Genomic DNA, 19,214 nt, shown 5'->3' on the forward strand with positions numbered 1-19,214 from the left:
ACGCGTTTTCCGCCACCGGCAACCGGGCCCCCGGAAACGACGAAGGCGGTACCCGCGGTGCGCCTGGCACCTCAGGTACCGCCCGGTTTGTCAGCCGACATGGTGCCTGTCCTGGGGATCAGGCGGCGTCGGCGGAGGAGGCGTCCTGCTGCTCCTCGTCCTGATTGAAGGCCGCCAGGTAGCGCTCGAGGAAGTTCTTCGTCTTGAGCTCCACCTGCCGCACGCGCTCGCGCGACACGCCCCAGCGCTGGCCCAGCTCCTCCAGCGTGCGCGGCTTGTCCTGGGTGAGCCGCTCGGTGAGGATGTCCCACCCCAGGTCGCCAATGCGCTTGCGCACCTTGGCCAGCGCCTCCTGCACTTCCTCGTTCTGCTCGCGAGCCAGGAATACCTGCTGAGGCGAGGGACCCCCGTCCTCCAGGCGATCCAGGAAGGTCGTCTCGCCGTCCTCGTCGATGCTCGCGTCCAGCGAGAAGTCCGTCATGCTGCCGCGCTCGGCCTCACCGCCGCGCACCTGGCTGCGGTTGTCCTTGAGGTAGCGGGTGATGTAGGCGCGGATCCACCACACCGCGTAGGTGGCGAAGCGCACGTTCTTCTTGGGGTCGAAGTGCTCGATGGCCTTCATCAGACCCACATTGCCTTCCTGGATGAGGTCATCCAGCCGGGCGCCACGGTTGGAGAATTTCTTCGCCACCGCCACCACGAAGGCCAGGTTGGACTGCGCGAGCGTCTGCCGCGCCGCCTCATCACCCTTGCGAGCGCGCCCGGCCAGTTCGTACTCCTGCTCTCGGGTCAACTGCGAATGATCCCCGAGATGACGCAGGTAGTGCGACAGGCCCTCGGCTCCGTACTTCATCGTCCTGTTCGCCATGTTTCGCGTCTCCAGTTCCTCTGTGTGACGGACGCGCTCGCCCCCCGGTTCCCGCGTCCACATCTCTAGGACGCACAACGGGCCGAAGCGTTTCTCATTTCCATTCGGGGGTATTTGACCCGCTTACCCTGGCGACAAGCAGACCGGAGCCACGTCACAACCCGGTGACGGTCCGCGGTACAGGGTGGGAGATGACGACGCCCCCGAGGAACGAGTGTGTCCGCTGAGGACTAAGAACACTTGGGCGCGGGAAAGATTTTCTCGGGATTGAGCATTCCTGAAGGATCGAAGAAGCCCTTCAGACGGCGCTGCAGCTCCAGCACGGCCTCGGACTGCTCCATCGCCAGATATTCCCGCTTGGCGTGTCCCACCCCATGCTCGCCCGTGATGGTGCCGCCCATGGAGACGGTGAGCTCCAGCATGCGCTGGATGGCCGTCTCCACGAGGGCGCGCTGGTGTGGGCCCTCGTAGAGGATGTTGGCGTGCAGGTTGCCGTCCCCCGCGTGGCCGTACGTGGCCACGAGCAACCCCAGCTCCTCTCCCATTTTCTTGAGGGCCAGGATGATGTCGGGAATACGGGACCGCGGTACCGCGATGTCCTCCGAGATCTTGTGCGGACGGAGGGAGCGCAACGCGGTTGAAACAACCCGGCGGGCCGCCCAGAGCTTCTCGCGCTGGGACTCGTCCTGGGCCACGAGGACCTCCCGGGCGCCGTGCTGCTCGCAGATTTCACCCAGCCAGGCGAGCTCGGCGAACAGGCCCTCCTCCATGTTGCCGTCCACCTCGGCGATGACGGCCGAGCCGGCACCCACCGGGAAGTTGAAGCCCCGGCCATCCACGGCCTTGAGGGCCACGTCGTCGATGAGCTCGAGCGTGCGCGGCAGAATCCCCGCCTTCAGCACGGCGGTGATGGCGTGCGCGGCGGTGTGCACCGAGTCGAAGATGACGAGCGCCGTCTTCACGTGCCGGGGCTTGGGGATGAGCTGCACCGTGATTTCCGTGGCCACCCCGAGTGTGCCCTCGGAGCCCACGAAGAGGCCCACCAGGTCGTAGCCGGCCACGCCCTTGATGGTGCGGCGGCCCACGCGGAGCACCTCGCCGCCCGGCAGCACCCACTCCAGGCCGATGACGTAGTCGCGGGTGACGCCGTACTTGAGCGCCCGGGGGCCACCGGCGTTCTCCGCCACGTTGCCGCCCAGGGTGCAGAACTCCCACGAGTTGGGGTCCGGCGGATAGAAGAGGCCCTGCGCCTCCACGGCCTTCATCAGCTCGCCCGTGATGACGCCCGGCTGCACCACCGCGGTGAGGTCTTCCCCGGACACGGAGAGGATGCGGTTCATCCGCTCCAAGCTCACCGCCACGCCACCCAGCAGGGGCAGTGAGCCGCCACTCTTGCCACTGCGCGCCCCGCAGGGCGTGAAGGGCACGCCGAGCGACTGGCAGGTGCGGAACACGGCGGAGACCTGCTCGGTGCTCTCGGGAAACACCACGAGGTCCGGCGGGTAGACGCCCGAGTCGGACTCGTCCTCGGCGTAGCTCTCCAGGGTGGAGGCGTCGCGGCGCACCTGGCCGGGAGAGAGCACCTCCACCAGCGCGGCCTGCGCACGCTCCAGGAGGGCAGGGGAAACTCGGGGAAAGGTACGCTCCGCGGGCAGGGTCATCCGGACAGCTCCACTCAACGGCTCGCCACTCAACGCCTCGCTACTCAACGCCTCGCCACTAACGTCTCAGGGTGCCCAACCGCGCCCACAGCTCCCGGCGCAGGGCTCCGTCCTTGCGCAGCCGGCCCTCGTAGGCCTCCGCGTGCGTGCGGGCGTCGCGCTGCCGGTCGCCCCGGATGCGCAGGCACGCCTGCTCGGCCTCGATGATGCACGCGGTGGCCGGGCTCTTCAGCACGCGCGCCAGCGACGAGGCCACCTCGCGCGCCAGGTCCTCCTGGAGGATGAGCCGGTGCGCGAAGCAGTCCACCAGCGCCCCCAGCCGGCCGAAACCCACCACCCGCGTCCGCGGCACGTAGGCCACGTGCGCCCGGCCCTCGAAGGGCAGCAGGTGGTGCGGGCACATGGACTGGAAGCGCAGGTCCGTCACCACCACCAGCTCCCCGGACGAGTCCGGCGGCCCCGGGAACGTCTCCCCCAACGCCTCCTCGGGCGTACGTCCGTAGCCGTCGAGGAACTCGCCCGCCCACGCCTCGGCCACCCGCTCCGGGGTACCCACGAGGTTGGGATCGCTGTCCAGCGGCAGGCCCGCCGCGCGCAGGAACTCCTGGATGGCGGCGGCCATGGCCACCCGGTCGGGCTTCACGGACGGAGCGCCTCGGGTCCTTCGAGCAGCGGCCATGGTGCGTGTCTTCCTCGTTGCCAGTCCGGTACCTCAGGGGGCGGGCAACCTACCCGAAGCCGCCACCTGAATCTCGTCTCCAATGACCCGTACAGCGTAGATGCGCACGCGCGCGTCCGGATGCGTCGGGCTGGCGCCCGTGCGGACATCGAAGGCCCAGGCGTGGAGGGGGCAATAGAGGAGGCACCCGTCCTGGTCTCCCTCCGACAGGGGCCCCCCCCGGTGGGGGCAGGCCTGCTGCACGGCATGCAGCCGTCCGTCCACCCGGACCAGGGCCACCTCGTCCTCCCCTACCCGCACCACCGCCCGGCCCCGCTCGTCCAGGTCCGCCAGGCGCGCCACGGGAATGAAGTGCTCGTCCCCCTGTCCGTTCATCGGTCTCCTTCAACGCCCCGCGTCGAGCCGCCTCTGCCCGCGTGAATACCGGGGGGAGCCCTCGTCGCACCCTTGACACCCCTCCAGGGGGCCAGTAGACCAAATAATTACCGTTTTACCGTCCTCCCGCCCGATGAGAATCCGCGCCCACATCGCTGGTCACCTCATCGCCACCCTGCTGGTGGTGCTCTGGGTCGCGCAGCCGCTGATCGCCATCGCGCACGCGCAGGAGCACGTCCACCGCTACTGCCCGACGCACCGCGCCTTCGAGGAGAGCTCGGCCAGCAAGGGCTCGGCGCTCTCCGCGCAGCTCCGGGACGCGAAGGCCTTCGAGAAGCTGCCCCCCGCCGCTCCCGGTGGCTCGCTCAAGCACGAGGCGTGCGCCCTCGTCTCGGCCAGCACCCGGGATGAAGTGACGAGCCCCGAGGTCCAGCCCGTCATCCAGGCGTGCCTCGAGGTGAGCCGCCCGGCCACCGCGCCGCCCCGGCCCCAGTCCTCGCTGTCCGTCCTCGATACCGCCCCCAAGGCCTCGCCTCCCGCGCGCGTCTAGCGCTGTCGAAGCGAAGTGTTTGGGTCGACGTCCGTCTGTGTCCGGACGTCCGGTTCGCGGAGTGCATTGTGTCCCCCACATCGTGCCGGCTCGCCGGCCTCGCTGTCTGCCTGTCGTTCTGTCTCGCCCTGCCCGCTTCGGCCCAGACGCCGCCGGACGCGGGTACCCCCTCCCAGGAGCCCCCTCCGGACGCGGGCCTGTCCGCCGAGGATCTGAAGGAGATTCAAGAGGCGCTCGGCCAGGACGCCGCCGAGGCTCCCCAGGCCGGCACGCCCCCCGACAGCATCCCGGCGGCTCCGGCCTCCAGCGGCGTGACGCTCAGCCCGACGAACGTCGACTTCCACGGGCTGAACCTGTCCTTCGTCCTGGACGTGGCGGCGGCCGCCTTCACCTCCAAGGAGCCGCTGCAGACGGGCGGGCATGACCCCACCGCCAGCGGCTTCAACTTCCAGCAGCTGGAGATGTCGCTCACCACGGCGGTGGACCCGTACTTCCGCTTCACCGGCAACATCGTCTTCAGCCAGTTCGGCGTCGAGGTCGAGGAGGCCTACGCCACCACCACCGACCTGCCCGCCAGCCTCCAGCTGCGCGCTGGCCAGTTCCTCACCCGCTTCGGCCGGCTCAACCCCACGCACCCGCATGCCTGGGACTTCGCGGACCAGCCCTTCGCCGTGGGCCGCATCTTCGGCGGCGAGGGCAACCGCGGCCTGGGCGTGGAGGCCTCCTGGCTCTCCCCGCTGCCCTGGTACCTGGAGGTGGTGGGCTCGGTCACCGACGCCAGCGGCGAGTCCACCGCGCGCAGCTTCCTCGGCGCCGGGGGCGGCGGAGTCACCTCCCCCTTCGACTTCCAGTTCACCGGGGCGGTGAAGCAGTTCTTCCCGCTGTCGGATGACCTGTCGCTGATGTGGGGCCTGTCCGGCGCCAATGGCCCCAACCCCACGGGCTACCACAACCGCACCGACGTGCTCGGCACGGACGTGTACCTCAAGTACCGGCCCCTCTCCGCGGGCAGCACCACCCAGGTGACGCTCCAGGCCGAGCTCTTCTACCGGCGCCGTCAGGTGCCCGAGGACGTGCTGTCGGACTTCAACGGGTACGGCCAGGTCCTCTGGCGCTTCGACCAGCGCTGGGCCGCGGGCGGCCGCTACGAGTTCGGCTCCCCGGCACGTGCGCTCAACGGCGCGATCGCGGAGGATCCGCTCGACACCGAGTGGGCCGACAACCGCCAGCGCATCTCCGCCAACGTCACCTTCTGGCCCACCGAGTTCTCCCGCCTGCGCCTGCAGGGTGCCACCGACCTCGTCGGCTGGCGCGATCGCCCGGACTACTCGGTCTTCCTCGCACTCGAAGTAGTGATGGGCGCGCACGGCGCTCACGCCTTCTGAACCCTTTTGCTCCGGAGTCTTCGATGAGCCCCTTCCGATACCTCGCGGCCCTGAGCGCCGCCCTCTGTGTCCTCCTCGCCCTCCCCGCCCGCGCCGACCTGAAGGTGGTCGCCTCCGTGCCGGACCTCGCCGCGCTCGCCAAGGCCGTGGGCGGCGACAAGGTGCAGGTCACCTCGCTGGCGCTGTCCACGCAGGATCCGCACTTCGTGGACGCCAAGCCCAACCTGGCCCTCGACCTCAACCGCGCGGACCTGCTGATCGCCATCGGCCTGGAGCTGGAGGTGGGCTGGCTGCCCACGCTGCAGAACGGCTCGCGCAACGCGCGCATCCTCTCCGGCAGCCCCGGCTACCTGGAGGTGTCCCAGTTCGTCCGCACGCTGGAGGTGCCCTCCACCGCCGTGGACCGCAGCCATGGCGACGTGCACGCGGGCGGCAACCCGCACTTCCTCTATGACCCGCGCGCGGGCCTGATGGTGGCCAAGGGCATCGCCGACCGGATGAGCACCTTGGATGCGAAGAACGCGGACACCTACCGCGCCAACCTGGCGAAGCTCACCACCGAGCTGGAGAAGGCCATCCCCGGCTGGCAGCAGCGGCTGGCCGGACTGAAGGGCGCGCCCGTCGTCGGCTACCACCGGACGACCGCGTACCTCGTGGACTGGCTGGGCTTCGACACCATCGCCTTCCTGGAGCCCAAGCCCGGCATCCCCCCCAACCCCGCCCACGTGGCCCAGGTGCTGGGGCTCGCGCGCCAGAAGAAGGCCCGCATGGTGCTGCAGGAGGAGTACTACCCCACCACCACCTCCAAGCTGGTGGCGAGCAAGGTTCCCGCGCCCCTCGTCGTCATCCCCGGCGGCACCGACTTCCGCGCCGGACAGACGTACACCCAGCACATCGAGGAGCTGGTGACGCGCCTGGAGAACGGCCTGAAGGGAAAGGGGCTCTGAGCCATGCGGCGGCCTCTTCTCCTCTTGTTGGGACTGGCGCTCGGCGGCTGCGCGTGGGAGCCCGGCCAGGGCTTCGCGGTGGTGGAGCCCACCGTGCGCGCCGCGTACGAGCCCCTCGCCGACCGCGCCGCGAGTGACGGCTACCAGCGGCTGAGCTCGGACTACCAGGTGCGCATGGACTCGGGGTCGATGCGGGTGTCCACCATCGAGTTGATCTCCAGCGCGAGCGGCCCGGCCGGAGCCTTCAACCCGGCCAACCCGCCCCCGGGCTACTCGCTGTGCCACGGCGGCCACTGCCACCGCGACGACGGGGCGCTCATCCCCTACGAGCAGGTGGCCGCGGATGCGGGCGGAGGCGGTGGTGCCCGCGCGGTGGTGACGCTCCCGGTGGGCGAGCCCATGAACCTGCTGGACCCGGAGACGCGCGCGGTGGACTGCCGGCCCGAGTGCGCGCTGCCGGAGACGCAGGTGGCCCAGGGCCGCTGGGGCGTCGAGGCCCTGCGCCTGGAGGGCACCGTGCGTGACGGGCGCGCCACCCCGCGCTTCCCCGGCGAGCGCCGCTTCCGGCTGGACCTGACGCCAGCGACGGGCAGCGACGAGCCGGTGTCAGTGCTCGACGGTACGGTGGAGCTACCCTCGGACCGCTCCACTCCGCCCCGGGCGAAGCTGGACCTGAAGCTGGTGCTGACGGCCGGGCTCTTCGATCCCGTGGATTGGAGCAAGCTGAAACAGGACCCGGACGGCGTGGTGGACTTCAATGACCCGGACCCGGCCAACGCGGAAGCGCGCAAGGCGCTGCTCGAGCGGCTGGCCCGGTTCTCACCGGAAGCGGAGGTGACCCGTGGCGAACGGTGAGCACGGCCCCGAGCAGGCCCCATCCCATGCCACGCATCCCCACAAGCCGGATCTGCTCCTGTGCTGCGAGGACCTGGTCATCGGCTACCAGGGGCAGGCGCTGCTGCCGCCCATCAACCTCCAGGTGCACCGCGGCACCTTCCTGGCCGTCATTGGCCGCAACGGCTCGGGCAAGAGCACGTGGTTCAAGACGCTGCTGGGCCTGCAGACGCCGGTGTCCGGCCGCGTGTACCGCTCCAGCCCGCAGGTGAAGAGCGCGTACGTGCCGCAGACGTCCGCCATCGACGCGATGCTCCCGGTGCGCTCGCGCGAGCTGGTGCACTGGGGACGGCTCACCGGGTGGAACTTCCTGCGGCCCTTCTCCAAGCGGGAGGATCGCCAGGTGGTGGACTCGGCGCTGGAGACGGCCGGGGCGGGCCCCATCGCCAACCGGCCCTACCGCGAGCTGTCCGAGGGCCAGAAGCAGCGCGCCCTGCTCGCGCGGGTGCTGGCCACCGAGGCGGACCTGGTGCTGCTGGACGAGCCCACCGCGGCCATGGACGCCGTGGCCGAGCGGGAGACCATGCGGCGCCTGGCGGAGCTGGCGCGCGAGCGGCGCCTGGCGGTGGTGGTGGTGAGCCACGACCTGCGCGTGGCCGCCGAGTTCGCGGATCAGCTGCTCTTCGTGGATAGAGAGGCCCCGGCCGTGGTTCTTGGGGACGCCAACACGGTCTTCTGCCATCCTGCCTTCCGGCACCAGTACGGCGACGATTACTGCCCCCGCCATCCTTCTTCAGGACACACCCTTGGACCCGCAACTGGCTGAGACCACCACCTGGGCACAGTTCTGGGACGCCTACGAGCTGTTCAGGGACCCGATGCTCTGCGCGCTCATCGCGGGCAGCGTGCTGGGCTTCCTCAGCGTGTACGTGGTGCTGCGGCGCATGGTGTTCGTCAGCGCCGCGGTGACGCAATCGGCCGGCCTGGGCGTCGCGCTGGCCTTCTACGCGGAGATCCACCTGGGCCTGCACGTGGCCCCCACCGTGGGCGCCGTGGGCCTGTCCCTGCTGGCCACGCTGCTGCTCATGATGGAGCCCACCCGGCTGCGCATCTCCCGCGAGAGCCTGCTCGGCCTGGCCTACGCGCTCACCGGCGGCGCCTCCATCCTCGTGGGAGACCGCATCTCGCAGGAGGCCCATGACATCCAGGGCATCCTCTTCGGCACGGCGGTGCTGGTGGAGCAGCCCCAGCTCATCGCGGTGGCCGTGGTGGGCGCCCTCACCCTGCTCTTCCACCTGTGGTGGTTCCGCGGCCTCACCTTCGCCAGCTTCGATCGCACCGGGGCCATGGTGCAGGGGCTGCCGGTGCGCGCGCTCGACGCGGTGCTGATGATCTCCATCGGGCTGATGGTGGGCGTGTCGGCGCGGGCGCTCGGCGCGCTGCCGGTGTTCGCCTTCTCCACGCTGTCGGCCATCGCCGCGCTGGTGCTGGACTTGCGGCTGCCGTGGACCTTCCTGCTGGCCACGCTCGCGGGCGCCATCTCCGGCCTGGGCGGCTACCTCTTCGCCTACTTCTACAACTTCCCGGTGGGCGGCTCGCAGACGGTGCTCGCGAGCGCGCTGGTGGTGCTGGCGCTGCTCGCCCGGGGCGTGAGGCAGCTCGTGGTCCGCGGCCGCTAGCGGACGGCGGCGGAGACCTTCTTGAACTCGGGGGTGCCCGCGCACCCGAGAATGTCGAACAGCGCGGCCTCCACCGTGACGAGGTGGGCCCCGGCCTCGCGGCACATCTCCAGGCCCACCCGGCGGTCCTCCGGGTTGCGCGACATCACCGCGTCCGCGCACAGCAACGGGGTGAAGCCCTTCTCGGCCAGGTCGCGCACCGTCTGGAAGACGCACACGTGCGTCTCCATGCCGACGATGAGCACCTGCTTGCGAGCCCCCAGCCGCGCGGCCACGTCCGGCACGCAGGCGGTGAAGTCGATCTTCTCCACCGCGGAGTAGTTGCCCAGCCGCATCTTCACCAGCGAGTGCGTGGGCCCCAGGCCCTTGGGGTACTGCTCGGTGACGATGATGGGCAGCTCGAGCGCCTTGGCGCCCTCGATGGCGGCGTTGGTGCGGTTGAGCATCCGGTCCAGCGAGTCCCGCTCCATGGCGGCGGTCAGGCGCTCCTGGATGTCCACGACGAGCAGCGAGGCCTGGTCTTTCTTGAGGCGGAAGGTGGGCATGAGGGGGATTCTCCGGAGCCACGCCCACTCGTCAAGCACGCCGCACTCGTTGCCCTGCGAGATTGACGCCCCTCCAACGCGTGACCAAGCTCGTTGGCATGAAGGGTCACGCCCGAAACCTGATGAACACGCCGGTGAAGTCCGTCTCCCTGGGGATGCCGCTGTCCGACATCGCCATCCTGCTCGCCGAGGAGCGCATCAGCGGCGTGCCGGTGACGGACGACGAGGGGCGCGTGCTGGGCATGATCAGCGAGGCCGACATCCTCAACGCCCTGCTCGAGGGCCGGCCGCTGCGCACCCCGGTGGAGGAGGTGATGACCTCGCCCGTGCACACGGTGGACGAGTTCGATCTCACCGACGAGGTGATTGCGCTCTTCCGCAAGCACCGCATCCACCACCTGCCCGTGGTGCGCGAGGAGAAGCTGCTGGGGATGATCACCCCCGCGGACGTCATCCGCTTCCTGGCCGAGGACCTTCCCGAGACCGGACGGGTGGGCTGAGGCACTCGACCGCGAGAGTCGGCTTACCTCGTGAGTGGTGCTTTTCCTGGGGTGACCCTTGTGGTACAGCTGCGCGGCCATCCAGCTGTACGCGGGACGGGTGATTGCCTCCCTACCCGACCCGTCACGTAGGCCAAGGGAAAAGCCACGGGAGAGCCCAACGTGCTGCCCCTCGAAGAGTTCGTCCCGGTCCTCCGGCAGGCCATCGCGAAGTTCCGGCCGCAACCGGGACGGCCGCCTCCGCCCAACCCGGAGCAGGAAGCCTGCATCCTGCACCCGCTCGGGGTCCCTCTTCAGATCGTCGCCGGACCGGGCAGCGGCAAGACGACCGTGCTCGTGCTGCGCGCCATCCGCGCCGTGGTCGTCGATGGACGGCTGCCCGAGCACGTCCTCCTCGCGACCTTCACCCGGAAGGCCGCGGATGAGATCCGCACGCGCCTCATCGAATGGGGCCTGGACATCATCGGCTTCCTCCGGCGCAACGGGGCCCCCGCGCTCCGGGCCCATCTGGCCCACGTCGACGTGAACCGGTTCGTCACCGGCACGCTCGACAGCATCTGCGAGGAGGCGCTCCGCTCGCTCCGGGCCGCGACCGATCCAGCTCCCAGCCTGCTCGAGGGCTTCGCGGCGGACGCGCTCCTGCTGCGCCGGGGCCTGGGCCCCCACCTCTACGAGAACGGGACGTTGAACCCCGGCGTCGCCAGCTACCTCGCCCGGCTCGCCTCCGATCAACAGCCTCCCGCGAACGCCGCGAGTCTCATCAAGCTGGTCCGGCCCCTCTTCGACCGCTTCAGCCACGATGAGGTGGACCTGTCCGTCTTCCGCCGGCTCGACCCCTCGGAGCCGCGCGAGCTGCTGGCGCGCGGCTACGAGGCCTATCGCCAGCACCTCGCCGAGACCAACCGCCTCGACTTCGCCCTGCTCGAGAAGCTGTTCCACGAGCGGCTCGCCGCCGGCCGGCTCTCGCGCTTCACCAGTCCCCTGAAGGCCATCCTCGTCGACGAGTACCAGGACACCAACCTGCTGCAGGAGCGCATCTACTTCGAGCTGTGCCGGCAGACCGGGGCCTCGCTCACCGTCGTCGGGGATGACGACCAGTCGCTCTACCGCTTCCGTGGCGCCACCGTGGAGCTGTTCCGGGACTTCCGCACCCGGCTCCAGACCGCCCTGCCGGGAGCGTCCGCCTCGCGGCTGGATCTCGTCGCCAACTACCGCTCGACCCCGGAGATCGTCTCCTTCTTCAACAGCTTCATCCAGAACGACCCGGACTTCGTCCCCGCCCGCGTGCAGCCGCCCAAGCCGCTCATCAACGCGCAGCTGCCCTCGGCGAACATCCCGGTGCTCGGCCTGTTCCGCCCGAACGCGGACGCGCTCGCGGCGGACCTCGCCACCTTCCTGTGCGACGTCTTCCGGGGACCGGGCCGGGTGGTACCGGGCGCCGCCCCGGACACCCAGGAGACGATTCGCGCGGACCCCCACGGTGGCGACTTCGGCGACGCCGTCCTGCTGGCCCACACCGTGAACGAGTTCACGGCCCCCTACATGGGACAGCCTCCGCGCCCCCGCCTCCCCTACCTGCTCCGCCACGAGTTGCAGAAGCGGGACGTCCGCGTCTTCAACCCGCGCGGACAAGCGCTCCGGGACATCGAGGACGTGCAGCAGCTGCTCGGCGCCATGCTGGAGTGCCTGGACCCGGGAGCCGCCCGCCAGAACGCGATGCTGCTGCGGACGGACGCCGCCAACCACCTCAACACGTTCCGCGCCGCGTACCGGCAGTTCGCCAGCACCCATCCGCCGCCCAACAGCTCCCAGAAGCTGTCGGGCTTCGTCGCGGCCTGGGGCCAGCGGCGGAACCAGGCGGGCGGCGGGTGGCCCCTGGAGTGGCCGGTGCTCGAGCTGTGCTTCAAGCTGCTCACCTGGTTCCCCCGGCTGCGCGGCGACCCCGAGGGCCAGGTGCACCTCGAGGCGATCTCCCGGGCCATCGCGCAGTCCACCACGTTCTCGACGTACCGCGCGCTCGTGATGCACGGCCAGGGCCTTCACGATGGGCGCAGCGTCGAGAGCGCCATCCGCGACATCTTCGCGCCCCTCGCCGAGGGGCAGGTCGACGTGGACGAGGACATCATGCCCCACGTCCCCAGGGACCGCTTCGGCTTCATGACCATCCACCAGGCGAAGGGACTCGAGTTCCCGCTCGTCATCGTCGATGTCGCCTCGGACTTCTCGAGGGATCATCACCGCCAGCGCTTCCGCCGCTTCCCGGAGGCCCCGAGCAACGTCGCCGAGCTGGAGGATGAGCTCGCGAGCGCCACGCCCATCGGCCCGCTGCGGCAGACGCGCAACGGGATGCAGCGCACGTTCGAGGATCTGCTCCGGCTCTACTACGTGGCCTACAGCCGGCCCCAGTCGGTGCTGCTGCTCGTCGGGCTGGATCAGTGCCTGCAGCAACGGACGAGGATCCGCAACGTGGCCACGTCCTGGCGGCGCGACGGCACCTGGCCCTGGGCGGCCCCCTACACGGGCAAGCGCCCGCCTGGCCTCGTCAACAACCATCCCCTGAGGCTCATCTGATGCTGGAGAAGCGGCGCATTCCGGAGCTCGTCCCCCGGTACTCGCTCACCGGAGATCTGCTGTCGTTCCTGCGGTGCGGATTGCTGTACCGCTACCAGAACGGCAGTGCGCTCCCGCCCTCGCGTCCGGTGCAGGTGTGGTTCGGGGAGTTCATCCACGGCGTCATGGAGACGGCGTACCGGATGTGGTTGGAGGGCGCCCGGACCTTTCCCTGGCCGTGCAACCCGTCCTCCCCGCTCCAGCCCCCGCCCTCAGGGAGGGCGCCGCATGACATCGGCAGCATCGGAGAGCTCGTCGAGACCACCCTGAGCGCGGCGGGAAAGACGCCACGCAGCCGGACGCTCCGGGAGTCGGCCTACCAACGCGCGGAGCTCGCGGTCAACCACGTGGGGCCGCACCTCTTCCCGCTGATCGTCGCCGCGGAGGAGAAGGTCATCGGCACCCGCGAGCTGCAGCCGGTGGCGGGCGCCCCGATGCGCGCGCGGATGTACGAGCTGCACGGCATCATGGACGTGCTCTCATCCGTGTCGGTGGCGTCGGCCGCCGGAAACGTCATCCGCGAGGCCGTGCGGCGCGTCTGCACGCAGCTCCCGCCCGATGCGGACATCATCGTGGACTACAAGGGCTCCCGCCGCCCGCCGACGGCTCATCCCTACTGGGAGCAGGGCGGCTGGCAGCTCCAGACGTATGCGTGGCTGCGCTCCAGGCAGTCCAACACCCGGCCCGTGGCCGCCGGCGTGCTCCTCTACATCAACGAGCTCGCGCCGGCCGCCGATGACCTCACGACCCTGCTGCGAGAGATGCGGGACGGCGGCACCGACATCGTCCCGGCCGCCGGCTCTCCGGACGCCTACCAGCTCAACACCTGGAGGCCCGGGGCCGAGGTCCCCACGTTCAGCCTGGACTTCCGCATGGCCCGGATGATTCGCGTGGTCCCCATCACCGAGCCGAGCATGAACGCGGCGATCGCGGCTTTCGACGAGGTGGTGCGGCGCATCGAGTCCTGCGTCGCGCAGGAGGCCGCCCACGGCGACATCCTCCGCCACTGGCCCGCCGAGGGGGACGAGCCCACCTGTGACGCGTGTGACTTCCGGCACTTCTGCCCCGCCCCCGCCCAGCATCGGCGGCCCGGGTATGTCCCCGGCGCGCCCAACGCCCCGTAGGAGCCAGGCAAGCGCGAGGCGCGGGACAGCGCGGGCCTCGTGCGGTATGCGGGAGCGCGATGAGCGACCCGCTGCAACTGGATGATTGGGGCGGCACCGGCCCGGTGCTGCACCTCGCGCACGCCAACGGCTTCCCCCCGGGCAGCTACCGCAAGCTCATCGAGCTGCTCAAACCGCGCTACCACGTCTTCACCCTGCGCAGCCGCGCCCTCGTGCCGGGGACGGATCCGCGGGAGCTGCGCGACTGGGAGGACATGGCCGATGATCTCGCCCAGGCCCTGCGTGCACGCGGCCTGGAGGGGGTGACGGGCGTGGGCCACAGCATGGGGGGCGTGGCCACCCTGCTCGCCTCGGTGAAGCACCCGGGCCTCTTCCGGGCCGTGGTGGCGTTGGACCCGGTGCTGTTCACGGGCACGCGCCAGCTGGCTCTCCAGGCGCTGACGCTGCTCGGGATGCGGAGCCGGGTGCCCCCCGCGAGCCTCGCCCGCCGCCGCCGTGAGACCTGGGGCTCGCGCGAGGAGGCCGCCACGAGCTACCGCAAGAAGCCCCTCTTCCGGCGCTTCGATGCCGAGTGCTTCCAGGACTACCTCACCCACGGCCTCACCGAGGCCCCCGGCGGCGGCTTCCGGCTCACCATCCCCACCGCCTGGGAGGCCCGCGTCTTCGAGACCTCGCCGCACGGCGTCTGGCGCAAGCTGCGCTCGGTGAAGGTGCCCACGCTCGTGCTGCGCGGGAGCGACTCGGACACGCTGCTCCCGGCGGCCCTGGCCCGCGCCGGGCGGACCATCCCCGGAGCCCGCGCCGAGGAGCTGCCCGGTACGCACCTCTTCCCCCTGGAGCACCCGGAGGAGTGCGGGCGGCGCCTCCTCACGTTCCTCGACGAGGCGGCACCGCACCGGGCGTGAGCGTGGGCCCTCAGCAGGCGACGTTGGCGGGCAGCGCGGCGTCCTCGCTCACCCCGCCACGGCCCAGGATGAAGGCCCGGGCACGCCGGAGCTCCGGCAGCTGCGGATCCGCGTCACGCCAGCACGCCAGGAAGGAGGCGAAGGCCGAGGCCGCCTCGGCGTAGGCGCCCAGGGAGACGTGCACCTCGGCGAGGAGGAACCAGGCATGGCCACTGCCGGGCCGCTCCTTCACGAGGGACTCGGCCAGCTCCAGCGCCTTGTCCTCGCGGCCGGCGCGCACGCGGGAGCGGGCCAGCGTCTCACGGGCCGGGCGGGAGAAGGCGGAGGGGCCCGCCGCGCGCAGCCGCCGCTCCAACCGCATGGCCCGGATGAGCGAGGCCTCGGCGCGGGCGAAGTCTCCCTGACGCGCCTCCAGTGCACCCCGCAGCTCACACGCCGCCAGCTCCACCACCCGGGCAACGTCGCGCGGGCAGAGCATGCGGGGGTCCGCCTTGCGCTCCTCGGACAGCGGCGGGTGCATCGCATCGAGCTCGTCACACACCCGCTCCGCCTCCACCCACTTGCCCGCCTCCAGGGCGCGCAGCCCTCGGGCATACGCCGCCATGCCGGTGAGCAGCCCCCGCTCGGCCACGCTCGCCTCCGGCGCCAGCTCCACACGCAGGTCCGCCGCCGCGCGCCAGAAGCCGAAGCGCAGGTGCACGCTGGAGAGCGCACCGGCCGCGAACACGAGCGCCTGTCCGAGGTGCGGCGACACCTGCTCCACACGGTGGCGCAGGCGGCGTGCCCAGGACTGGGCCTCGCCATACCGCCCCGCGTCGGCACAGGCCTGGACGAGCAGCCGCAGCGCCAGTCCCGCGGCGGGCGCGGCGGACTCGGGCAGGGACTCCTGGGAGAGCCAGGCGTCGTCCGCGGCCACCACCGCCTCGAGCACCTCGCGCGCCTCGCGGGTGTGGCCGGTGCGCAGCAGCAGCCGGCCGGAGCCGAGCAGGGCCGTCCCCGCGCGAGGCGCGAGCAACCGCAGCCGCCGGGCGCTCTCCAGGGCCGCCTCGGGCCGCCCGCTCTCCACCATCACCTGCACCCAGGCGTGGTGGACGCCCTCGTGGTGGGGGTGCGTGCGCAGCAGCTCCCGCAGCAGGGCCTGCGCATAGGGCTGGCCCGCGCTGGGGCGTCCATCCGTCTCGTAGCCATCCGAGAGGAAGCCGGCGAGCAGCAGGCGCGCCTCGGCGTCCTCGGGGAAGCGGTCGACGAGCGCCTCCATCTCCCGCACGAAGCCATGGCGGCCGTTGGCGGGGCCCTTGTCGGCCAGGAAGGTGGCCGCGACGATGTAGCGCTGCTCCACGTCCGTCACGCCCTGGCTGAGGCCGAGCGCCTTGTGGATGGCCTCCGCCCGGGCCACCGCGTAGCGCGCACCCGCCCCACGCGTCAGGGCCAGGCCCCAGTGCGCCATGGCGAGCCGTGGATCCAGCCGCGCGGCCTCCGCGAAGGAGCGCCGCGCTTCGGCGCCCCAGCCGAGGTGCAGCAGGCGCAGCCCCTGATCGAAATACGCCTGGGCCAGGGGCACCTCGGTGCTCACCTTCAGGTGCGCACGTCCCAGCCCCTCGCGCAGCGGAGGCGTGGGCAGCTCCAGGTCGGGGACGTCGTCCCAGGGCGTGGAGGGGAAGATGGAGGGCTCCTCGGCTCGAAGGTGTCGCGCAAGCATGGTGACCTCACTCACGCCCCGGCGAGCGGGGCAAAGGATTCGTTCACAACCACAGGCCGCTCCAGCGCCTCGATGCGCCCAGCCAGACGCCGCCACTCCACCGCCAACAACTCCGCGGGCACGGGCGAGACCTTGGGCCGCGCCGCGAAGCACGCGTGCCGCCACTCCGCGCCCATGAGTCCCCGCACCCACTCCTCGTACCCGGCCATCCACCCGGCCAGGGCCACCACCGCGGCCCGTGCGGCGGAGTGCTCGCACGGCGTGAGGGGCTCACGCGGGCCGCCGAGCCCCGCCGCCAGGAAGACGGGCCAGGTGACGCGCTCCTCCTCCACCACGGCCGGCGAGAAACCATCGCGCGGCACGTAGATGGACTCCCCGCACACGCGGCACAGCGCACCGAAGCCCCACAGCGTGAGGGCCCCTCCCCCGGGCAACGCACCCGAGTAGGCGCTGGTGCCCGGCTGCCCCGCCGGAATGCGCTCGCGGGTGAAGCCATGGCGCAGCAGCAGGTTGTCCGCGTGGGAGACATCGCGGCCGATGCACCACATGGAGACCTCGAACAGCCGCTCCCCGTCGCGCCGCAGCTCTGGCGGGAGGGGGTGGAGAAGGGAGGAGCCCATCCGCGTGTCTCCTCAGCTCGCCTTGGCCGCCGTGCCCTTGCGGACCGGCACCTCGCCGAACAGCGCCTGGGAGTCCACCCGCTGGCCGCCCTTCTTGGACAGCACGGCGTTCACCGCGCGCACCAGCTTGCCGCGCACCTTCGGAGGCAGCGGCTTGTCCTCCAAGGCGGCCGTCACCTGCTGCACGCTCACGCCCCGGCCGCTCTTCGGCTTGCCGATGCCCAGCTCCGCGTACGGCTTCGTCTGCGCCTCCTTGTCGCGCCGCTTGTCGGAGCGCTGCTTCGCCAGCTTGCGGTCGTCCTCGGCGCGGGCCTCGAGCTGGCCGGACAGGCGCACCAGCGTCTCGGGATTCAACTGCTTCTCGTCCAGGAACTGCTTGAAGGTCCCCATGGTCATCTCCTGCGGAATCAGGTGGAAGGAAGAGGAGCGGGAGGACTCGCGGGCCTCCCGCTCCGGCTGCCGTTACTTCGTGGCGTGCGCGCCGAGCATCCGGCGGTGCTCCTGGCCCAGGCGCTCGTGCTCGCTCACCATGGACTTGTGCTCATCACGCATGTCGCGGTGCTCGTCCTCCATGCGGCCGTGCTCGGAGGAAGCGGGCTTGTCCTCGCCGTGGGAGGCCTCGAGCTGGCCGTGGTCGCTCACCAGCTTCTGGTGGCGCTCCACCACCGCCTGGTGGCGGGAGAGCAGCTGCTCGTGCTGGGCCTCCAGCGCGTCGTGCTCGGCGTCGGCCGCGCCGCCCTTGAGGCGGTCGTGCTCCGCCACCCACTCGCGGTGCTCGGCCTCCATCTTCTGGTGGGCCGCTTCCATCTCCTGGTGCTCGGCCTCCATCTTCTGGTGGGCGGCGGCCAGCTCGGGCTCCAGCGCCGTGGAGGACTTCGCGCACCCGGTCAGGGCCAGCACCCCGCAGGCAAACGCCGCCAGCAGCTTGCGCTCAGTGCTCGTCCGCATGGGCCGTCTCCTCGATGACCAGCGAGACACTGCTCTCGGACGTGGGGCCGAAGGTCAGCGTGTACGAGCCCACCTGCAGCGGCGCCACGTAGCGGCCCTTGACGTTGGTGCACTCCGTCGAGCTTGTCGCGGACTCCTCGAACGACACCGTCTCGCCGGAGGAGTTGGTGACCTTCAGCGTCACGTTCGAGCCCAGGAAGAAGACGTAGTCGGAGGCCTCGGCCGCCGCGAACGACACCGAGCCCACGTTGCCCCCGTTGCCCGCCGGCAGCGAGATGTCGTAGCGCTTGTGATCGTTGCTCACGGCGGGGAGGGTGCCAGTGGCCGAAGCACTCGCGCTCACGGCGGCGCCGGGGCCCTCCTGGAGGTGCTCGCATCCCTCGACATCGGCCTCGTTCTTCTCGCCACCGCAACCCGCGAGCAGCGCGCTCGACAAAAGACAGACAGACAGCAACTTCTTCATCATGACGTGTGACTCCAGGTGTTGACGTGTTGGTGCTGCAATGCCCCCACGCTCCCGTCCCGGGAGACGGCTTGGGACGCCAGGAACGTGGGGAAGGCGCGCGCGCGGATACACGGCGGGGGTGGGCATCGCCTCGCGCACCGGTGCCAGGAATTGGAGGCTCCGGATGCGTGCACGGATCACGTCCCTGAAGCCTCACATGAGGCGCGGGGATGCGTCTGGATGCGTTGTCGATGCCCGAGGGCGCCAGGAAGGACCGGAGACGCGGCCCAAGGAGAGAGAAGACCCTCACCCCGCCCCTCTCCCAGAGGGAGAGGGAGGACGCGCGCGCCGGGTGCCCGAAGCACCCTCAACCCACGCTCAGACCCGCGGCGGTGAAGACTTGGGAGCCAGATGGAGCCACGCGACCTGGGGCTCCACGGCCACGCTGTCCGCCTCCAGCACCTGTCCCGACTGGACGGGCGCTTCCGGCGGCAGCATCACTCCAGCCGGTGGCTGCACCACCCGGCGGAGGAAGACATGGGCGCAGTGTGCATCCGCGCCGTGCACGGACACCTGCTGCGCATCCGTGCGAGTGAAACGCTCGTCCTCGAAGGACTCGCGCGCTTCCAGCTGCGCTTCCCCCTGCTCCGCTCCGGCCTCGTGCAGCAACTCCCCGTGCTCGACGCACGTGTTGTGTTGCACCAGGAAGAAGTGAGCCGCGCTCCCCAGGTACGCCAGCGCACACAGCAGCACCAGCGGCAGCGCCAGCAGGCGGGGCCGTCGGTACAGCGCGGGCTCTTGGCGGTGGAGGCTGCTCACGGAATCACGGTTTCAGGGGAA

21 protein-coding genes are annotated in these 19,214 nt (G+C 70.8%); 10 read left to right on the forward strand and 11 right to left on the reverse strand.

The window, feature by feature from the left end; all coding sequences use genetic code 11:
* Positions 1-118: 118 nt before the first annotated feature.
* The 4 genes from NR798_RS30345 to NR798_RS30360 all read right to left on the reverse strand — a co-directional run bounded on the left by NR798_RS30345 (position 119) and on the right by NR798_RS30360 (position 3,583).
* Positions 119-868, reverse strand: coding sequence for an RNA polymerase sigma factor RpoD/SigA (locus NR798_RS30345; RefSeq protein ID WP_375766003.1), 750 nt, complete (start codon positions 866-868; stop codon positions 119-121).
* A gap of 230 nt (positions 869-1,098) precedes the next feature.
* On the reverse strand, positions 1,099-2,529 hold the full coding sequence (locus tag NR798_RS30350) for an FAD-binding oxidoreductase (RefSeq protein WP_375766004.1): 1,431 nt from the start codon (positions 2,527-2,529) through the stop codon (positions 1,099-1,101).
* 58 nt (positions 2,530-2,587) lie between these two features.
* Positions 2,588-3,208, reverse strand: a complete 621-nt coding sequence (gene folE / locus NR798_RS30355) for a GTP cyclohydrolase I (protein ID WP_375766005.1) — start codon at positions 3,206-3,208, stop codon at positions 2,588-2,590.
* A gap of 33 nt (positions 3,209-3,241) precedes the next feature.
* Positions 3,242-3,583 carry a Rieske (2Fe-2S) protein gene (locus NR798_RS30360; RefSeq protein ID WP_375766006.1) on the reverse strand — a complete coding sequence of 114 codons (342 nt, stop codon included), beginning with the start codon at positions 3,581-3,583 and terminating at the stop codon, positions 3,242-3,244.
* A gap of 133 nt (positions 3,584-3,716) precedes the next feature.
* Between NR798_RS30360 and NR798_RS30365 the strand changes: the two genes are divergently transcribed.
* From NR798_RS30365 to NR798_RS30390, 6 genes are all read left to right on the forward strand, one after another.
* The gene (locus NR798_RS30365) at positions 3,717-4,133 is read left to right on the forward strand and encodes a hypothetical protein (RefSeq protein WP_375766007.1); all 417 of its coding nucleotides are present in this window, start codon (positions 3,717-3,719) and stop codon (positions 4,131-4,133) included.
* 68 nt (positions 4,134-4,201) lie between these two features.
* Entirely contained in the window at positions 4,202-5,518 is a 1,317-nt protein-coding gene (locus NR798_RS30370) for a zinc-regulated TonB-dependent outer membrane receptor (protein WP_375766008.1), read from the forward strand.
* A gap of 23 nt (positions 5,519-5,541) precedes the next feature.
* Positions 5,542-6,465 (forward strand): metal ABC transporter substrate-binding protein, encoded by a 924-nt coding sequence (locus tag NR798_RS30375; RefSeq protein WP_375766009.1) that lies wholly within the window; start codon positions 5,542-5,544, stop codon positions 6,463-6,465.
* Positions 6,466-6,468: 3 nt separating this feature from the next.
* Positions 6,469-7,320, forward strand: coding sequence for a hypothetical protein (locus tag NR798_RS30380; RefSeq protein WP_375766010.1), 852 nt, complete (start codon positions 6,469-6,471; stop codon positions 7,318-7,320).
* Positions 7,307-8,125 (forward strand): metal ABC transporter ATP-binding protein, encoded by an 819-nt coding sequence (locus NR798_RS30385; protein ID WP_375766011.1) that lies wholly within the window; start codon positions 7,307-7,309, stop codon positions 8,123-8,125. The genes NR798_RS30380 and NR798_RS30385 overlap by 14 nt, the downstream gene beginning before the upstream one ends.
* Positions 8,106-8,978: a metal ABC transporter permease gene (locus NR798_RS30390; RefSeq protein ID WP_375766012.1), complete on the forward strand. Its 873-nt coding sequence runs from the start codon at positions 8,106-8,108 to the stop codon at positions 8,976-8,978. The genes NR798_RS30385 and NR798_RS30390 overlap by 20 nt, the downstream gene beginning before the upstream one ends.
* On the opposite strand, the gene NR798_RS30395 is transcribed toward NR798_RS30390, so the two are convergent.
* Entirely contained in the window at positions 8,975-9,523 is a 549-nt protein-coding gene (locus tag NR798_RS30395; protein ID WP_375766013.1) for an isochorismatase family protein, read from the reverse strand. The genes NR798_RS30390 and NR798_RS30395 overlap by 4 nt on opposite strands.
* Positions 9,524-9,603: 80 nt before the next feature.
* Between NR798_RS30395 and NR798_RS30400 the strand changes: the two genes are divergently transcribed.
* The 4 genes from NR798_RS30400 to NR798_RS30415 all read left to right on the forward strand — a co-directional run bounded on the left by NR798_RS30400 (position 9,604) and on the right by NR798_RS30415 (position 14,662).
* A complete protein-coding gene (locus NR798_RS30400) occupies positions 9,604-10,023 on the forward strand; it encodes a cyclic nucleotide-binding/CBS domain-containing protein (RefSeq protein ID WP_375766014.1) in 420 nt (139 codons plus the stop codon).
* A gap of 162 nt (positions 10,024-10,185) precedes the next feature.
* A complete protein-coding gene (locus tag NR798_RS30405; RefSeq protein ID WP_375766015.1) occupies positions 10,186-12,594 on the forward strand; it encodes a UvrD-helicase domain-containing protein in 2,409 nt (802 codons plus the stop codon).
* Entirely contained in the window at positions 12,594-13,757 is a 1,164-nt protein-coding gene (locus tag NR798_RS30410; RefSeq protein ID WP_375766016.1) for a PD-(D/E)XK nuclease family protein, read from the forward strand. The genes NR798_RS30405 and NR798_RS30410 overlap by 1 nt, the downstream gene beginning before the upstream one ends.
* A gap of 59 nt (positions 13,758-13,816) precedes the next feature.
* The gene (locus tag NR798_RS30415) at positions 13,817-14,662 is read left to right on the forward strand and encodes an alpha/beta fold hydrolase (protein WP_375766017.1); all 846 of its coding nucleotides are present in this window, start codon (positions 13,817-13,819) and stop codon (positions 14,660-14,662) included.
* Between the two features lie 10 nt (positions 14,663-14,672).
* Here the strand turns inward: NR798_RS30415 and NR798_RS30420 are convergent, their stop codons facing one another.
* From NR798_RS30420 to NR798_RS30445, 6 genes are all read right to left on the reverse strand, one after another.
* Positions 14,673-16,361, reverse strand: coding sequence for a tetratricopeptide repeat protein (locus NR798_RS30420; protein ID WP_375766018.1), 1,689 nt, complete (start codon positions 16,359-16,361; stop codon positions 14,673-14,675).
* A gap of 11 nt (positions 16,362-16,372) precedes the next feature.
* Positions 16,373-16,981, reverse strand: a complete 609-nt coding sequence (locus NR798_RS30425) for a hypothetical protein (protein WP_375766019.1) — start codon at positions 16,979-16,981, stop codon at positions 16,373-16,375.
* A gap of 12 nt (positions 16,982-16,993) precedes the next feature.
* The gene (locus tag NR798_RS30430; RefSeq protein WP_375766020.1) at positions 16,994-17,371 is read right to left on the reverse strand and encodes a hypothetical protein; all 378 of its coding nucleotides are present in this window, start codon (positions 17,369-17,371) and stop codon (positions 16,994-16,996) included.
* Between the two features lie 72 nt (positions 17,372-17,443).
* Positions 17,444-17,929 carry a hypothetical protein gene (locus NR798_RS30435; protein WP_375766021.1) on the reverse strand — a complete coding sequence of 162 codons (486 nt, stop codon included), beginning with the start codon at positions 17,927-17,929 and terminating at the stop codon, positions 17,444-17,446.
* Complete coding sequence (locus NR798_RS30440) at positions 17,913-18,395, reverse strand: hypothetical protein (protein ID WP_375766022.1); 483 nt, start codon at positions 18,393-18,395, stop codon at positions 17,913-17,915. The genes NR798_RS30435 and NR798_RS30440 overlap by 17 nt, the downstream gene beginning before the upstream one ends.
* A 357-nt stretch (positions 18,396-18,752) precedes the next feature.
* Complete coding sequence (locus NR798_RS30445) at positions 18,753-19,193, reverse strand: hypothetical protein (RefSeq protein WP_375766023.1); 441 nt, start codon at positions 19,191-19,193, stop codon at positions 18,753-18,755.
* Positions 19,194-19,214 lie beyond the last annotated feature (21 nt).

It is taken from the genome of Archangium gephyra, assembly GCF_042230915.1.
GTDB classification, from domain to species: Bacteria; Myxococcota; Myxococcia; order Myxococcales; family Myxococcaceae; genus Archangium; species Archangium gephyra_B.

Excerpts from the sequence above, each read along its gene's own strand:
- NR798_RS30345 (WP_375766003.1), bottom strand. The coding sequence starts at position 868 with ATGGCGAACAGGACGATGAAGTACGGAGCCGAGGGCCTGTCGCACTAC.
- NR798_RS30350 (WP_375766004.1), bottom strand. The coding sequence starts at position 2,529 with ATGACCCTGCCCGCGGAGCGTACCTTTCCCCGAGTTTCCCCTGCCCTC.
- folE (WP_375766005.1), bottom strand. The coding sequence starts at position 3,208 with ATGGCCGCTGCTCGAAGGACCCGAGGCGCTCCGTCCGTGAAGCCCGAC.
- NR798_RS30360 (WP_375766006.1), bottom strand. The coding sequence starts at position 3,583 with ATGAACGGACAGGGGGACGAGCACTTCATTCCCGTGGCGCGCCTGGCG.
- NR798_RS30365 (WP_375766007.1), top strand. The coding sequence starts at position 3,717 with ATGAGAATCCGCGCCCACATCGCTGGTCACCTCATCGCCACCCTGCTG.
- NR798_RS30375 (WP_375766009.1), top strand. The coding sequence starts at position 5,542 with ATGAGCCCCTTCCGATACCTCGCGGCCCTGAGCGCCGCCCTCTGTGTC.
- NR798_RS30380 (WP_375766010.1), top strand. The coding sequence starts at position 6,469 with ATGCGGCGGCCTCTTCTCCTCTTGTTGGGACTGGCGCTCGGCGGCTGC.
- NR798_RS30395 (WP_375766013.1), bottom strand. The coding sequence starts at position 9,523 with ATGCCCACCTTCCGCCTCAAGAAAGACCAGGCCTCGCTGCTCGTCGTG.
- NR798_RS30410 (WP_375766016.1), top strand. The coding sequence starts at position 12,594 with ATGCTGGAGAAGCGGCGCATTCCGGAGCTCGTCCCCCGGTACTCGCTC.
- NR798_RS30415 (WP_375766017.1), top strand. The coding sequence starts at position 13,817 with ATGAGCGACCCGCTGCAACTGGATGATTGGGGCGGCACCGGCCCGGTG.
- NR798_RS30420 (WP_375766018.1), bottom strand. The coding sequence starts at position 16,361 with ATGCTTGCGCGACACCTTCGAGCCGAGGAGCCCTCCATCTTCCCCTCC.
- NR798_RS30425 (WP_375766019.1), bottom strand. The coding sequence starts at position 16,981 with ATGGGCTCCTCCCTTCTCCACCCCCTCCCGCCAGAGCTGCGGCGCGAC.
- NR798_RS30430 (WP_375766020.1), bottom strand. The coding sequence starts at position 17,371 with ATGGGGACCTTCAAGCAGTTCCTGGACGAGAAGCAGTTGAATCCCGAG.
- NR798_RS30435 (WP_375766021.1), bottom strand. The coding sequence starts at position 17,929 with ATGCGGACGAGCACTGAGCGCAAGCTGCTGGCGGCGTTTGCCTGCGGG.
- NR798_RS30440 (WP_375766022.1), bottom strand. The coding sequence starts at position 18,395 with ATGATGAAGAAGTTGCTGTCTGTCTGTCTTTTGTCGAGCGCGCTGCTC.